Here is a 16,289-nt window from a genome sequence, read left to right on the forward strand (position 1 = left end):
AATGAGTAAAACTCCATGGATAATTAATGATCGCAAAATTAATATTGCTTTAGTTGGTTGTGGGCGCATTTCGAAAAATCATTTCCAAGCAATAGAAGCACATAGCGATCGTTTAACTCTTACTGCTGTATGTGATACTGATCAAGACGCGTTGCGAAGTGCAACGTCACTATACGGTGTTGATGGCTATGATAATATTGATGCGATGTTGCGCTATTGTGATGCAGATATCATCTCTCTTTGTACGCCTAGCGGTTTACATCCCCAACAAACAATTAAAGTAGCGCAATCTGGCCGCCATATTTTAACTGAGAAACCCATGGCTACTCGGTGGCAAGAGGGGATAGACATGATTAAAGCGTGCGATGAAGCCTCGGTACGTTTATTTGTGGTCAAGCAGAATCGGCTGAATGCGACCTTACAACTATTAAAAAAAGCTATTGTACAAGGACGTTTCGGTAAAATTTATATGGCCAACATTAATGTCTTCTGGACTCGCCCGCAGGAGTATTATGATCAGGCTGCTTGGCGAGGTACCTGGGAATTTGATGGCGGGGCTTTTATGAATCAGGCAAGCCATTATATTGATTTGATTCATTGGCTTTTAGGGCCTGTTGAATCGATACAGGCGATGATGGGTACTTTAGCGAGAAATGTTGAAACCGAAGACTCGGGCGTAATGAATATTCGTTGGCGCAATGGTGCAATGGGCTCTGTCAATGTGACTATGTTGACTTACCCTAAAAATTTTGAAGGTTCAATTACTATTCTAGGTGAGAAAGGAACCGTGCGTATCGGTGGTGTGGCCGTCAATGAAATTCAGCACTGGGAATTTGCAGAAAAGCAACTGGAAGATGAACAGATTGGTAAAGCAAATTATCAGACAACTTCTGTCTATGGCTATGGCCATCCACTTTACTATGACAATGTAATCAATAGTTTACAAGGAAAAGAGCTGCCAATAACGGATGGGCGTGAAGGGTTAACTTCACTGGAGTTATTGATTGCAGCTTATCGTTCAGCGCGTGAAAATAAAACAGTACATTTACCTTTGGAGCTTTAAATATGGGATATAAAGCGCATGAAACCGCAATTATTGATGACGGAGCTTCCATAGGAGAAGGAACAAACATATGGCATTGGGTTCATGTGAGTTCAGGGGCTCGTATCGGAGAGGGGTGCTCTTTGGGGCAAAATGTTTATGTAGCTAGCAATGTAGTTATTGGCAATAATGTCAAAATACAAAATAACGTTTCGGTTTATGACAATGTAACCCTTGAAGACGATGTGTTTTGCGGCCCAAGTATGGTGTTTACCAACGTGTACAATCCCCGTTCTGCTGTAACACGCAAACATGAATACCGAGATACCCTAGTAAAACGTGGAGCAACATTAGGAGCCAATTGTACTGTTGTGTGCGGTACGACCATCGGTGAATATGCTTTTATTGGAGCTGGAGCCGTTGTTAACGAAAATGTCCCTCCTTATGCGTTAATGGTGGGGGTACCCGCGCGTCAGATAGGCTGGATGAGTCGATTTGGAGAACGCCTTGAATTCACTCAAGAGGGTAATTCTCTCCCACACGCTGTTTGCAAAAAAACAGGGCAGGTCTATGTGATGCATGAGGATAATCGCGTATCAATAGAATAATAGCGTACGTAGCAACCGTCTTGAACTACATCTGATAGTTGCTCCATTTTAGCTGTTATTCAATTAAGAGTACCGTTGTTATCCCGAGGAGTTTACGAAGAAGGAGCCCTGCTCATGGCACAATGTGCTTCGCGGGAGAGCCTTTGCCGCGCTTTGGATGATAGTAACGTCGGGCAATAATTTGTTGCCCGATTTTTGGAAAAGGTCTATTGGGCAGATGCAGGTGATTTTTCTAATGAGAGTTATATCGAGAATGTTATTTGTAGCCCGACCTTATTATTGTGAGTCAATAATTGAATATATTAATTGTTAGTCAATATTTTTGGCCAGAACCATTCATGATTAATGATCTGGTTTTAAAAATTAAAGAACAGGGACATAGCGTTACCGTATTTACTGGAAAACCTAATTATCCTGATGGAGATGTTTACTCTGGTTATGTGAGTGCAGGTGTTCAAGAAGAGCTTTATGGCGAAGCTATTCCTGTTTATCGTGTTCCTTTAAGACCAAGAAAGAAAGGCGGGGCTAAAAATTTAATCTTAAACTATCTGTCTTTTGTTTTTTCTGGCATAAGACATGCGTTTCGCTTTTCTAAAAACAAAGAAGTGGATATGATCTTTGTTTTTGCCATATCGCCAATTACTGCGGCTATTCCCGCTATTTTTCTTAAATGGTTAACTAAATCACATCTGACCATTTGGGTTCAAGATCTCTGGCCTGAAAGTGTAGAAGCCACAGGATTTATAAAAAATCGTTTTTTATTGCGATGTGTCAGCATATTAGTTCGAGGAATTTATTATTTTTCAGATACCTTATTAGCCCAATCAAAAGCATTTATACCTCATATTTCTCGCTTAGCTCATCAGAGCAAAATAGATTATTACCCTAATTCCGTAATTGATAACTTTAGTGCTAAGGAAGTTTCTTCGACGATACCACAAGATTTAGTGCATTTATTGGAAACGCAATTCTGTGTTGTTTTTGCTGGGAACATAGGAACTGCTCAAGCGGTTGAAACTCTCGTTAAGGCTGCGGAACTATTAAAAGGTATTTCTGATTTAAAATTAATTTTAGTGGGAAGTGGTAGTAAAAGCGACTGGATAAGGCAACAAATACAAGAAAATAAAATGGATAATTTAGTTCTTGCTGGCCGTTATCCTTCATCTGAAATGCCATTTATTTTTTCTCGAGCATCCTGTCTATTGGTTAGTCTTAAACGAGATGAAATTTTTACTTACACTATTCCTTATAAAGTTCAGTCTTATTTGGCCTCAGGCAAGCCAATACTGGCCTCTCTAGATGGCGAGGGGGCGCGAGTAATCAATGAAGCTGAGGCTGGTTTGACCTCTCCTGCTGAAGATGCAGAAAAACTGGCCAGAAATATAAAACATCTTTATCATTTACCTGCCGCAGAGCTGGATAAAATGGGTAAATCAGGCCGTGCTTACTTTCTTGAGCATTTTGAGATGGGAAGCCAAAGCCAGCGTTTAATTGAAATATTTGCTGACAGGATTAGTCGAAAGGAGAATTCATAGTGAGAGTTTTAGTTTTGGGCGTTACAGGAATGTTGGGGCATACCCTATGGCATTCCCTAGGCGAAAATAGTGAACTTGATGTATGGGCTACCTGTCGAAATACAAGCAAATTGGTTCATTCATCAGTAAAGGAGCGCTCTCAATTAATTAATGATCTTGATGTCTTGAATCAAGATGATCTAATCAGAGTCTTTGAGCAAGTAAGACCCGATGTAGTGATTAATTGTATCGGTCTTATTAAGCAACTGTCGAGTGCTAAAGACCCTTTAACTGTTCTTCCTATCAATGCATTGTTTCCCCATCGTTTAGCTAAGATTTGTGCTTTAACTCATTCTCGCCTCATCCATATAAGCACTGACTGTGTTTTTTCAGGGAAGAAAGGAGCATATGTTGAATCTGATCCATCAGATGCAGAAGATTTATATGGCAAATCTAAATTTATGGGTGAACTCAATGATTTGGTTAATGTAGTTACTCTTAGAACATCTATTATTGGACATGAGTTAAATAGTCAATATGCATTGATAGACTGGTTCCTGTCACAAGAGAATAAGGTAAAGGGGTATGTGAACGCGATCTTTTCGGGGTTGCCAACTATTGAGTTGAGTAGAGTAATACGTGATTATGTGCTTCCTAATAAAGATTTAGCAGGTCTTTATCATGTTGCAGCACAGCCAATTGGTAAATATGATTTATTAAAGATTGTCGCTGAAATATACAATAAGAAGATTATCATTGAGCCGGATCATCATTTGTGTATTGACAGATCATTATGTGCTGCCCGTTTTGAGGAGCAAACAGGTTATCTGGCACCAACTTGGCCAATGCTTATTGAAAAAATGCATCAATCAAAAAAATTAGTCGGAGCTGTATAAATGTTTAATAATAAGGTGCTGATGATAACAGGAGGAACTGGATCTTTTGGTCATACAGTACTTAAACGATTCTTAAATTCTAATGTTAAGGAAATTCGTATTTTCAGTCGAGATGAGAAAAAGCAAGAAGACATGCGGCTGGATCTCAACAATGATAAGGTTAAATTCTATATAGGTGATGTTCGTGATTATTCTTCGGTCAATGAGGCTATGGCTGGAGTTGATTTTGTCTTTCATGCGGCAGCATTGAAACAAGTGCCTTCATGTGAGTTTTACCCCATGGAAGCAGTGCGAACTAATATCATAGGTACTGAAAATGTATTGAATGCGGGTATTGCTAGTGGAGTGAAACGAATAGTCGTGTTAAGTACTGATAAAGCGGTTTACCCAATTAATGCAATGGGTATGTCCAAAGCTATGGCTGAGAAAATAGTCGTTGCTAAAGCATGTTTAATTCCTTCGAAAAATGAAACCATTATTTGTGCAACAAGATATGGTAACGTGATGGCTTCTCGTGGCTCCGTTATCCCTTTATTTCTTAAACAAATAAAAAATAATCAAGAAATTACTGTCACTGATCCTAATATGACGCGTTTTCTTATGTCGCTTGAGGATTCTGTCGATTTAGTGCTTCATGCATTTCAACATGCGACTCAAGGTGATATTTTTGTGCAAAAATCTCCAGCGTCAACCATAGGCGATCTTGGCCAAGCAATGCTTGAGTTATTTCAAAGTAAAAGCAAGATAAGAGTTATTGGAACTCGCCATGGGGAAAAACTATATGAAACCTTGGTGTCCAGAGAAGAGATGGCAAAAGCAGAAGACATGGGGCGGTATTACAGGATTGTGGCGGACAATAGGGATCTTAACTATAAAAAATATTTTGTTGAGGGAGAAGAAAGGGTCTCTACTCTAAATGATTACACCTCGCATAATACTCAGAGACTCGGCATTGAAGAGATTAAACAAGTGCTTTTACAATTGGATGTGATTCAGGAGGCATTTGATGCTTAAGGTAATGACATTGGTAGGGACTCGTCCTGAATTAATTAAAATGAGTCGTGTTATTGCTGAACTAGATAGTCAAGTTGAACATCTTCTTGTTCATTCGGGGCAAAACTATGATTATGAATTAAATCAGGTTTTTTTTGATGATTTAGAAATTAGAAAACCTGATATATTTCTCAACATTTCACGAGATTCTGTTGCTCAAGCAATAGCTGATGTTATTACCAAAGCAGATGAGGTATTTGAGCAGTTTAAGCCAGATGCTTTAATGCTGTATGGAGATACCAATACTTGTCTGGCGGTTATCGCTGCAAAACGTAGAAAAATACCTGTTTTTCATATGGAAGCGGGCAATCGATGTTTTGATCAACGAGTACCGGAAGAATTGAATAGAAAGGTTGTTGATCATTTAAGTGATATCAACATGGTGCTTACTGAACACGCGCGACGCTATTTACTTGCCGAAGGGATAAGGCCTGAGACCATTATTAAAACAGGGTCTCATATGAGAGAAATATTGAATTATTACAAATCCAAAATAGATGCCTCACGTGTTTTGGACGAGTGTAAATTGCGCAAAAAAGAATATTTCATTGTTAGCTCTCATAGAGAGGAAAATGTTGATTCGCCAGAAAATTTGAGGGAATTAATAGCAAGTATTGAAGCATTGGCAGAGCAATACAATTATCCTGTTTATTTTTCAACACATCCCAGAACCTGTAAACGCATAGAAAGTTATATTAATAGACCTGTTCATCCTTTGATTCAATTTGCTAGTCCATTAGGTTTTTTAGACTATGTGAAATTACAGCAGGAGGCATTTTGTATTCTCTCAGACAGTGGAACAATTACTGAGGAGGCTTCTATACTGAATTTGCCTGCCGTCACCATTAGAAACGCTCACGAGCGTCCCGAAGGTATGGATGTTGGCACTTTGATCATGAGCGGTTTAGGCAAAGAACGAATTTTAGAGGCTGTTAAGGTGGTTACTTCACAGCATAATGCAGAATGTAGAGTAATACCTCCGGTGGACGACTATCAATCAGAAAATGTATCAAAACAAATCGTAAGAATTGTCGTTAGCTACGTTGACTACATCAATAGAACTGTATGGAGAAAGGCTCTTTAATTCCATAATAAATTAACTCAGGTCGATAGGCGTCAGGCTAAGGAGAAACTGAGGTGGATTCCCCCCTCTCCCTAACCCTCTCCCTCGAGGGAGAGGGGATATACAGTGGGATGATGTGTCGATGGTGTGAAAAGTTCTCTCGCCTGCGCAAGGGATTTGGTTTGGACAGCGATAAGGGAATAAGGATGCTCTCTAATAGGCCAATAGGCGTCGGGTTTAAGGGGAGACTGAGGTAGATTTCCCCCTCTCCTTAATCTTCTCTATCGAAGGAGAGGGGATGCGAAGTGGGATGATGTTCCGATGGCACGAAAAGTTCCCTCGCCCGCGCAAGGGATTTGGTTTGGACAGCGATAAGGATGTTCTCTAATAGGCCAATAGGCGTCGGGTTTAAGGGGAGACTGAGGTAGATTTCCCCCTCTCCTTAATCTTCTCTATCGAAGGAGAGGGGATGCGAAGTGGGATGATGTTCCGATGGCACGAAAAGTTCCCTCGCCCGCGCAAGGAGTTTTGTTTGGAAAGCGATAATAAATCGCGGGAGAGGGTTAGGGAGAGGGGATTCGTATGGCCTTTAAAACAACGACTGTATAAATGATGTTTGAAATGAGGACAGAATAAATGAGTGGTAATTTGAACAGTGTTCGAGATAGATTATTTAAAAACAATGAATTGAATTTAAACGAATTTTTTCGAATTATTTGGAATCAAAAATGGCTTGTTTCTTTTATAATGTTAGTCTCAATACTGATTGGGATTACCTTTATTAAGTTAAGCCGCCCCATTTATGAAGCAAAAGCCATCATTGCGCCACCTAATTTATCTGAGGTCAGTAGCTTTAATGCGGGGCGTTCAATGCAAAAATATGATTTGCTACAACCTTTTGAACGCCGTGAAATTTATACTATTTTTAAGGAAAATTTTGAGTCTCAATTAACTCGGGATATTTTTTTTAATTCTCTTGCTGTAAAACAGAACTCTGCTAAAACAGCGTTAATTAATTCCACAAAGCATTATACGCCAATAGTCTCTACAGGGGTCGTAGAGAAAAAGCTATTTGGAAAACGGTTTGTTACGGTGCGCTATACTGATCCGCAAATGGCGGCTGAACTTGCAAAGAGGTATGTAGCAATAGCCAATCAAAATGCTTTTAATGAACTACTAAATATTATAAAAACACAAAGCAATACCGTAGTTAATGATTTACAATCTCGTATCCGTGCTGCTCAACTAGTTCTTAAAGAACAGGATAAAGAAAAAAACAATGGTTTAAATAAAGACCAACTACTTCTTGAAAATGCAAGAATTAGGGAAATGCAAGAAAATATTGAATTATATAAAGCCCCCCAAGTCATTGAAACAGGTCTTCTTTATCATTTAGATGGCGAAGTGATTGTTCCAACAGCACCTGTATCTCCCCGAAAAAGTGCCATTTTATTTTTATCAGTTGTGTTAGGCTTCATTCTTGGTAGCGGTTCAGCGGTTTTGAAAGCATTTTTAACTGAAAGAAAAAATATATTGTAAGTAATGATAGGCTTTCCCATTGTTCTGAGGACAGCAAGAGAACTCATCACTAGGGCTTTATGTTACAATAAGAAAATTCTTCTCTGCGCTCAAAGAGCTTGTAGATTGGTGCTGAGTGATGGTACGTTCGCGCGCGAAATTTTAATTAGAGCCAAATAATAAATCGAGGGAGAGGGCTAGGGACATTGCGATAAAGTTACGATATTTCGAATCCCAGCAGTCTCGACCTCCGGATCCCTGATGTGGTTCCAGTTATGGATACCGCGGTCGAAGCCGCGGTAATTTGGCATTAAATAATCTCTTAACTTAATGGCAGAGAAGGCTAGGGAGATGGTCTTAGAACGATATTTCGTCCTAAGACTGGTAGCAACCGGGCACGGTTCAAACCTCCGTCACAAAATCTTAAATTGGCGGAGCAGTCACAATTAACTTATTTTTGCAGCAAATCTAATTTATAGAGTGATGCAATTTTTTTGGTAAAGACCTAATGAAGAGCTATACATATGATTTGCTCGGCGGTGGTTTAAAATGAGCAGCCTGAAAGTTAACGTCAGTATTTACTTTGCTGCAAATACTACCGTTGCACTGATCCCATTTCTTCTGATGCCTATTTTAACTCGGTACTTAGGCCCTGAGGGATACGGGGTGGTTGCAATGTTTATAACATTTAGCACTTTATTGGGGGCGGTAGTTGGTTTGAATACCTATAATGGATTGGCAACTCGATGGTTCGATAAGGAGGAATTAAACTTTCCCCAATACGTTACCGCTTGCCTTGTTATATTAATTGCAAGCTCATTGCTTTTATCACTACTCTTTTTCGTGGTGGGGAATTGGCTTTCTGCGGAGTTATCCTTACCTGTTTTTTGGCTTAATGCGGCCATAGTGCTTGCAGTAGCGACGTTTACAATTCAAGTTCGACTGGTTCTTTGGCAAGTTGAGGAAAAACCGATAAAGTATGGCATTGTGCAATTTGGCCAAGCACTGTGTAACGGGGTTCTAAGTTATATTGCTGTTGTGATTTTGCTTGAGGATTATGCAGGGCGTCTCTGGGGGCAAGTGTTATCAGGAGTATGCTTTGGTTTAGTGTGCCTTTTTTTGTTGTATAAAGAAGGCTATTTAAAATGGAATACCCGTTGGGAATACATAAAAGATGCTTTAGCCTTTGGCGTACCTTTAGTTCCTCATGTCTTAGGAAGTTTCTTCCTTCTTATGGCCGATAGAATGATTGTGAATTTCAAACTAGGTACTGCTAGTGCAGGGATTTACATGTTGGCAGTGCAAATTGCTCTAGGATTTAATTTAATTAATGAGGCGTTCAATAAAGCCTTTGTTCCTTGGCTGTTTGCGCGACTTAAAAAAGACAACTTTCGTGAGAAAGTTCGAATTGTCCGATTTTCTTATATTTATTTCCTAGCGCTATTAATTGCACCACTATTTTCTATTTTGCTAGGCAAATACATCATTGCTATTCTTGCTGGCCCTCAGTTTCTTCCTGCTGCATCGGTGTTAAATTGGTTGATATTGATGCAATCGTTCCATGGGATGTATTATTTGGTAACTAACTATCTATTTTATGAAAGAAAAACACATGTAACCGCTACAATCACTATTGTTTGTGGGGGTATAAATCTTGTTTTAACAGTATTTTTAGTCGATGCTTTGGGATTAGTTGGAGCTGGCATTAGTTCGGCACTTGGGATGCTTCTTAATTTCTTGTTAACCTGGATTATGGCTGCGAGGGTACATGCTATGCCCTGGCTTTCTTCCTTAATTTTTCAAAGAAATAAAGATAATTACGCGCCTAGTCATTCTGAGCCCCAGTGTCATCCCGAGCGCAGCGAAGGATCTCCACGAAGTAGCACCGAGTCACCTTCAGGAGATCCTTCGCTGCGCTCAGGATGACCGGACGGAGTTCAGGATAACAATGGGAACGAGTAGTTACAAAGAAAATTAATAATGAGGCAATTTGCATGAAGGTTTTAATTACTGGTGCTGATGGTTTTATCGGCTCACACCTTACAGAATTATTGGTAAAAAAGGGTTATGAAGTTAAGGCTCTATCTCAATACAATTCATTTAATAATTGGGGTTGGTTAGAGGATATTGAATGTCAAAATGATGTGGAAGTACTCACTGGTGATATACGCGATCCGCATTATTGTAAGCATATTACTAAAGGGATGGATATGGTATTCCATCTTGCCGCGTTGATCGCCATACCATACTCCTATCTGGCTCCAGATAGTTATGTGGATACTAATATCAAAGGAACTTTAAATATTTGCCAAGCAGCTCTTGAGAATGGGGTTGGTCGGCTAATTCATACCTCAACCAGTGAAGTGTATGGTACTGCACTGTATGTTCCTATTGACGAAAAACACCCTTTGCAGCCTCAATCACCCTATAGTGCGTCTAAAATAGGGGCTGATTCTATGGCAATGAGCTTTTATAATGCCTTTAATTTGCCTTTAACCATAGCTAGGCCGTTTAACACCTATGGCCCTAGACAATCTGCTCGTGCCGTAATTCCAACTATCATTACTCAAATTGCCAGCGGACTTAGTCAAATTGAGTTAGGGGATACTAGTCCAACACGTGATTTTAATTATGTTGAAGATACCTGCCGTGGATTTTTAGAGTTGGCTCTTTGTGATAAAGCCATCGGTGAGGTGGTTAACATTGGTTCTAATTATGAAATTTCTATAAGTGATACTTTGAATTTAATTCGTGAGCTCATGCAAAGTGATATTGAGTTTGTCGTAGATCAACAACGAATACGCCCCGAAAAATCTGAAGTGGTGCGATTGTGGTGTGATAATAGCAAAATTCGTAGCTTAACTGGATTTGAACCTCAATTTTCTATAAGCGATGGATTATTAAAAACGATACAATGGTTTACTGCAAAAGATAATTTAGCCAAATACAAAGCAAATATTTATAATGTGTAACATTTAGGCGAGCCATAGGCGTCAGGTCAAGGCCTAAACGGGGTAGCCTTCCCCCTCTCGAGGGAGAGGGGGTAAGAAGTGGAATGATGTCTAATCATACGGCGATCGCACGGAAAGTTCTCTCGCCCGCGCAAGAAGTTTTGTTTGTAAATCGATAATGAATCGCGGGAGAGAGCTAGGGGCACGACCATTAAGTTAAGGAATTATTTAATGCCGCGGGGAACTTAATGGCAGTGAGGGCTAGAGAGAGGGCCTAAGGACGATGCTTCGTTCATAGGCTGGCAGCATAATGGGCTTCTGGCCTAAATTTTTATTTAAACAAATTTTTAATGCAATTATTTTCAAATAGAAAAGATGTCATCCTTGCGAAGGATAGAAACCTCTCCTGATTCAGGCACAATGTTACATTGATGAAGACTGCGAGAATGGCAAATGGGGCATAGAAATGATTAAGCAACTAATAAGTTTTTTACGTGACCAATATCAAACTGAAGATTTTATACCGCTACACGCACCACAGTTTATTGGTAACGAAAAAGCATACGTTTTGCATGCTATAGATTCTACATTTGTGTCTAGTGTTGGTGCTTATGTGGATCAATTTGAACGTGACGTGGCTAAGTACACAGAAAGCCCCTGCGCTGTGGTTACTGTAAATGGTACCAGCGCTTTGCATTGCGCTTTGCTTCTTGCAGGTGTCAAAGCTCAAGATTATGTAATAACCCAACCTTTAACTTTCGTTGCAACATGTAATGCCATAGCCTATTGCAATGCGGAACCTATTTTTATTGATGTAGATAGAAACACTCTTGGGTTATCGCCACAAGCCGTAGATGCTTGGTTAGATGAGTTTTCTTTTATTGATGAGCAAGGTTACTGCCGTCATAAACAGAACCATCGTATTATCAGAGCTTGTGTTCCTATGCATACCTTTGGGCATCCTGTAGATCTTGATGGCTTACTTGATGTGTGTCGTAGATGGAATTTAAAAATGATCGAGGATGCTGCCGAATCGCTTGGTAGTTTATATAAAGGGCGACACACTGGCACATTGGGGGAATTAGGAATATTAAGCTTTAATGGAAATAAAATTATCACCACCGGGGGTGGGGGAATGATTTTGACCAATCAAGAATTAGGACAAAAAGCGAAGCATCTTACGACTACGGCTAAAAAGCCTCATCCCTATGAGTACGTCCATGATGAAATAGGATATAACTATAGAATGCCTAACATTAATGCCGCTATGGGGTGCGCTCAACTTGAGCAATTGGAATTCTTTATCGAAAAGAAACGTGAGTTGGCTAATAGCTATATTGATCTTTTCAAAAATTCGTCGATGCAATTTATTGTAGAACCGGCCTATTGTCGTAGTAACTACTGGTTGAATGCGGTGATTTGTGATGATCTAGGCCAACGTAATGAATTGTTACAACAGACTAATGATTGTGGTGTGATGACCAGGCCTATATGGCATTTAATGAATCAATTACCCATATATAAAAATGCACTTTGTGGGTCGCTCAGTCATGCAGAGTGGTTAGTCGACAGGGTCGTAAATCTTCCCAGTAGCGTGATAATTCGAGGCTAGCGAATTGTCAGTAGCCCATTATTTGAGGAAAATTAATGCGTAAAATTGCTGTGTTTACCGGAACTCGAGCTGAATATGGATTGCTATTCTGGTTGATGAAAGGAATCCAAAATGATCCTGAGTTAGAGTTGCAAATTATTGTAAGTGCCATGCATTTAGCACCGCAATTTGGTGAAACTTGGAAAGAAATCGAGGCCGATGGCTTTAAAATCGACGCTAAAGTGGAAATGTTGCTGGCATCAGATTCTGCTATTGGGGTAGTCAAATCAATGGGGCTTGCTTCTATTGGCTTTGCCGATAGTTTAGCTCGATTACAACCTGATCTTTTAGTTATATTAGGCGACCGCTTTGAGGCTCTAGCAGCTGCGCAAACTGCATTGATTATGAAAATTCCTATTGCTCATTTGCATGGAGGGGAGTTGACTCTAGGGGCTTATGATAATTCCATACGTCATGCTATTACTAAAATGTCTTGTTTGCACTTCACTGCGGCAGAAAGATATAGGCAACGTATTATTCAAATGGGGGAAGACGGTAATCGAGTTTTTAATGTGGGGGCCGTGGGTTTAGAGCATGTAGTGCGTACAGAAAATTATTCTCTGCAAGCCTTAGCGGCCAACTTGAATATTCCATTATGCCGACCTTATGTTCTTGTGACCTATCACCCAGAAACGTTAAGTCATGAAGTGGAGGGGAGTTCATTTGAGCTGTTATTAAAAGCGCTTGATGAGATGAGGGATTATCAAGTGTTATTTACTTATCCCAATGCGGATAATGGCGGCCATGCCATCATTCAACAAATACAACAATATTGTAAGATCAATGCTCACCGGGCATTTGCAGCGATATCTTTGGGTTCTAAACGTTATTTAAGCGCAGTGGCCCACGCTGAGGCAGTTATTGGGAACTCATCTAGTGGGGTAATTGAAGTTCCTGCTTTTGGAATCCCTACAGTAAATATTGGTAACAGACAGGAGGGCCGTTTAGCTGCGGACTCAGTGATTCATTGCCCAGCAGATTACAATGAAATTAAAAAAGCCATTAGTAAGGCTGTATCTGTTGATTTTAAAGCACAATGCAAGAATGTAATTAATCCTTATGGCGATGGGTGGGTATCTGAGCGTATTATACCTGTTCTTAAAACACATCGCTTATCTGTTGCGAAGCGTTTTTACGATTTGGATTTTAGCTATGAATAAATTAAAAGATTCTGTTTATTTTATTGCCGAAGCAGGCGTTAATCATAATGGCAATAAAGATTTGGCCTTAAAGTTAATCGATGCTGCCGTAGAGGCTGGCGCAGATGCTGTAAAGTTTCAGACCTTCAAAGCAAGTAAGTTAGCGAGTCAATCTGTAGCAAAAGCTAAATATCAAAAAGCCAATACAGATGCAGATGAGAGTCAATTAGATATGTTAATCAAGCTGGAACTTCCAGAGGATTGGCATTTTGAATTGCAAGAACATGCACAAAAAAGAGGAATAGAATTTTTATCGACGGCTTTCGATGAGACAAGTTTGCACTTGTTACAAACTTTAAATTTGCCCTGCTATAAAGTTCCTTCGGGTGAGTTAACTAATGCTCCTTTGTTATGGCGATTTGCTAAAATAGGAAAGCCGCTCATTATATCTACAGGTATGGCCACTATGGCTGAAGTAGAGGAAGGCTTGGCTATTGTAACTCATGCGTTACACTCTTCTAAAGAACCTTGCGGAATGGATGAAGTATGGCAGCTGTGGAGCAAGCAAGAAGCGCGTGAACGGCTAAAAGAGTGTGTGACTCTACTTCATTGTACTTCACAGTATCCAACTCCGTGGCATGAAGTGAATTTGAAAGCAATGAATACTTTATCTGCCGCTTTTGGTCTTGAGGTGGGTTATTCAGATCATACCGAGGGTACGGTGATTCCTCTCGCCGCGGTAGCTCTAGGGGCAAAAATTATAGAAAAGCATTTTACTTTGGATAAAACACTACCTGGACCAGATCACAAAGCTTCTATTGAAGTAGACGAGTTAAAAAAATTAATTAGTGAAATTCGTGCCTTGGAGCTGGCTTTAGGCAATGGAGTTAAAGCTCCGCAACCCAGCGAGTGGGACACAAGACGTGTAGCAAGACAAGCAATAGTTGTTGCTAATAGCCTACCTGAGGGAAAAGTTATTGAGCGGAATGATCTGACAACGGCTCGCACAGGAGAGGGATTAGCTCCTAAATTAATATGGGAATTAGTAGGATCAATCAGTAAAAAAGCTTATGAGCCAGGAGATGTTTTTTAATGACGAATACACAACAATCACCAGTAAAACCTTTAATATTATTGGGCGCAGGTGGTCATGCAAAGGTCTTATTTTCTTTAATTCGGTCGCTCAAATTACCCGTATTAGGTATTTGTGCCCCTGAGTTAGTAAAGAATGATATTAAAAGTTGGCGTGGTCTTGACGTATTAGGTAATGGTGATGATTTAAAAGAGTATAGCCCTGAAGAGGTTGATTTGGTTAATTGTGTAGGGCAACGGGTTGATAATGATAATCGGCGCCTGGTCTTTGAGCGGTTTGTCGCTCAAAATTATTACTTTCCTGTATTGATTCATCCGAATGCTTGGGTTGACTCTTTTGCTGTTTTGGAAGAGGGGGTGCAAGTGATGGCTGGTGTTGTAATCCAACCTGATGCTCGTATAGGAAAAAATGCAATCATTAATAGTCAATCAAGCATCGATCATGATTGCATTATTGGAGAGCATGTGCACATAGCTCCTGGCGCCGTTCTTTGTGGCACAGTAACCGTGGCTAAAGGTTCTTTTATTGCGACAGGGGCTCGTATCGCTCCTGGCATAAAAATAGGGGAATCAGCCATTATTGGGGCTGGGGTATCCGTAGTACGTGATGTAAAACCAAAATCACTTGTGTTGCCTGCGGCCGTGCGGTATATAGACTCAGACACTGATTTTGGCGAGAAATAATGAAGAACTGGGAGACATTATTAATAAGTCCTCTGACCCCAATAAGCGATGCGATAGTGGTCCTCGATAATGGAGGGCAAAGGATTACTTTAGTTGTTGATGAACAAGGAATTTTATTAGGCACGGTCACTGATGGTGACGTACGCAGGGCTTTAATCAAACAGTTACCACTAGATTTGCCAGTAAAAAAGATGATGTGTGATACTCCCAGGACAGCAAAGGCAGATTGGAGTAGGGAGCTTATTCTAGCAACAATGCAGGAGCATAATTTGTTACAGATTCCTATTGTTGACGCTAATAATAAAATGGTTGGGTTAGAGACACTCCATGATCTCTTAAGACAGCGGCATAAAGATAATCCAGTATTTTTGATTGCGGGGGGATTTGGTACTCGTCTTCATCCTTTGACTCAAGAATGCCCTAAACCTTTATTGAAGATAGGTTCAAAGCCCATTTTGGAATTGATTTTAGAGCGCTTCATCGAAGCAGGATTCCATCGTTTTTTTATCTCAACCCATTTTATGCCAGAAATGATAAATAAATATTTCGGCGATGGTAGTCGTTGGGGTGTTAGCATACAATATGTACATGAAGAACAGCCACTTGGTACCGCTGGAGCCTTAGGCTTATTACCTCATGATGAAATTGACCTGCCTATTTTAATGATGAATGGCGATTTGTTGACTGCTTTAAATTTTCATAATTTATTAGACTTTCATGAGCAACATCAGGGAATAGCTACTGTTTGTGTTAGGAAGTACGAACATCGAGTGCCGTTTGGTGTTTTGAATTTTCAAGGACATCAGGTCACATCAATAGTTGAAAAGCCCATATACCACTCATTCATCAACGCTGGAATTTATTTACTGTCTCCCGAGTTTGCTCGAAGTGTTAGTCCAGATGTTCGCATTGATATGCCTGATTTATTAACGCAACATATTGAGACAGGGAAAATAATAAATATGTTTCCTATCCATGAATATTGGTTAGATATTGGCAGAATGGACGACTTTGAGAAAGCCCAAGATGAAGTTAGCTTATTGGGATTATAGTTGTATAAACTATGGAGTTGTTTAGC

General features: G+C 40.0%; 14 protein-coding genes. All 14 read left to right on the forward strand.

Going from position 1 to position 16,289, the window contains the following annotated elements; genetic code table 11:
- Position 1: 1 nt before the first annotated feature.
- Positions 2 to 1,063 carry a Gfo/Idh/MocA family protein gene (locus LFA_RS03475; protein ID WP_045094940.1) on the forward strand — a complete coding sequence of 354 codons (1,062 nt, stop codon included), beginning with the start codon at positions 2 to 4 and terminating at the stop codon, positions 1,061 to 1,063.
- Between the two features lie 2 nt (positions 1,064 to 1,065).
- Positions 1,066 to 1,650, forward strand: coding sequence for an acyltransferase (locus LFA_RS03480; protein WP_045094941.1), 585 nt, complete (start codon positions 1,066 to 1,068; stop codon positions 1,648 to 1,650).
- Positions 1,651 to 1,943: 293 nt separating this feature from the next.
- Complete coding sequence (locus LFA_RS03490) at positions 1,944 to 3,185, forward strand: glycosyltransferase family 4 protein (protein ID WP_045094943.1); 1,242 nt, start codon at positions 1,944 to 1,946, stop codon at positions 3,183 to 3,185.
- Positions 3,185 to 4,060, forward strand: a complete 876-nt coding sequence (locus LFA_RS03495) for a dTDP-4-dehydrorhamnose reductase family protein (protein ID WP_045094944.1) — start codon at positions 3,185 to 3,187, stop codon at positions 4,058 to 4,060. The genes LFA_RS03490 and LFA_RS03495 overlap by 1 nt, the downstream gene beginning before the upstream one ends.
- Positions 4,061 to 5,074 (forward strand): polysaccharide biosynthesis protein, encoded by a 1,014-nt coding sequence (locus LFA_RS03500; RefSeq protein WP_045094945.1) that lies wholly within the window; start codon positions 4,061 to 4,063, stop codon positions 5,072 to 5,074.
- Positions 5,067 to 6,197 (forward strand): non-hydrolyzing UDP-N-acetylglucosamine 2-epimerase, encoded by a 1,131-nt coding sequence (wecB, locus tag LFA_RS03505; RefSeq protein ID WP_045094946.1) that lies wholly within the window; start codon positions 5,067 to 5,069, stop codon positions 6,195 to 6,197. Before LFA_RS03500 ends, wecB begins: the two co-directional genes overlap by 8 nt.
- Before the next feature lie 615 nt (positions 6,198 to 6,812).
- On the forward strand, positions 6,813 to 7,715 hold the full coding sequence (locus tag LFA_RS03510) for a Wzz/FepE/Etk N-terminal domain-containing protein (RefSeq protein ID WP_045094947.1): 903 nt from the start codon (positions 6,813 to 6,815) through the stop codon (positions 7,713 to 7,715).
- Between the two features lie 528 nt (positions 7,716 to 8,243).
- Positions 8,244 to 9,620 (forward strand): lipopolysaccharide biosynthesis protein, encoded by a 1,377-nt coding sequence (locus LFA_RS03515; protein ID WP_052673841.1) that lies wholly within the window; start codon positions 8,244 to 8,246, stop codon positions 9,618 to 9,620.
- Positions 9,621 to 9,688: 68 nt separating this feature from the next.
- Positions 9,689 to 10,666 carry an NAD-dependent 4,6-dehydratase LegB gene (locus tag LFA_RS03520; RefSeq protein ID WP_045094948.1) on the forward strand — a complete coding sequence of 326 codons (978 nt, stop codon included), beginning with the start codon at positions 9,689 to 9,691 and terminating at the stop codon, positions 10,664 to 10,666.
- A gap of 445 nt (positions 10,667 to 11,111) precedes the next feature.
- Positions 11,112 to 12,257, forward strand: a complete 1,146-nt coding sequence (locus LFA_RS03525; protein ID WP_045094949.1) for a LegC family aminotransferase — start codon at positions 11,112 to 11,114, stop codon at positions 12,255 to 12,257.
- Between the two features lie 35 nt (positions 12,258 to 12,292).
- Complete coding sequence (gene neuC / locus LFA_RS03530; RefSeq protein ID WP_045094950.1) at positions 12,293 to 13,456, forward strand: UDP-N-acetylglucosamine 2-epimerase; 1,164 nt, start codon at positions 12,293 to 12,295, stop codon at positions 13,454 to 13,456.
- The gene (gene neuB, locus LFA_RS03535; protein WP_045094951.1) at positions 13,449 to 14,528 is read left to right on the forward strand and encodes an N-acetylneuraminate synthase; all 1,080 of its coding nucleotides are present in this window, start codon (positions 13,449 to 13,451) and stop codon (positions 14,526 to 14,528) included. The genes neuC and neuB overlap by 8 nt, the downstream gene beginning before the upstream one ends.
- Entirely contained in the window at positions 14,528 to 15,211 is a 684-nt protein-coding gene (locus LFA_RS03540) for an acetyltransferase (RefSeq protein WP_045094952.1), read from the forward strand. Before neuB ends, LFA_RS03540 begins: the two co-directional genes overlap by 1 nt.
- Positions 15,211 to 16,263 (forward strand): nucleotidyltransferase family protein, encoded by a 1,053-nt coding sequence (locus LFA_RS03545; RefSeq protein WP_045094953.1) that lies wholly within the window; start codon positions 15,211 to 15,213, stop codon positions 16,261 to 16,263. The genes LFA_RS03540 and LFA_RS03545 overlap by 1 nt, the downstream gene beginning before the upstream one ends.
- Positions 16,264 to 16,289: the final 26 nt, after the last annotated feature.

The sequence above is a fragment of the Legionella fallonii LLAP-10 genome, from assembly GCF_000953135.1.
Lineage (GTDB): Bacteria > Pseudomonadota > Gammaproteobacteria > Legionellales > Legionellaceae > Legionella > Legionella fallonii.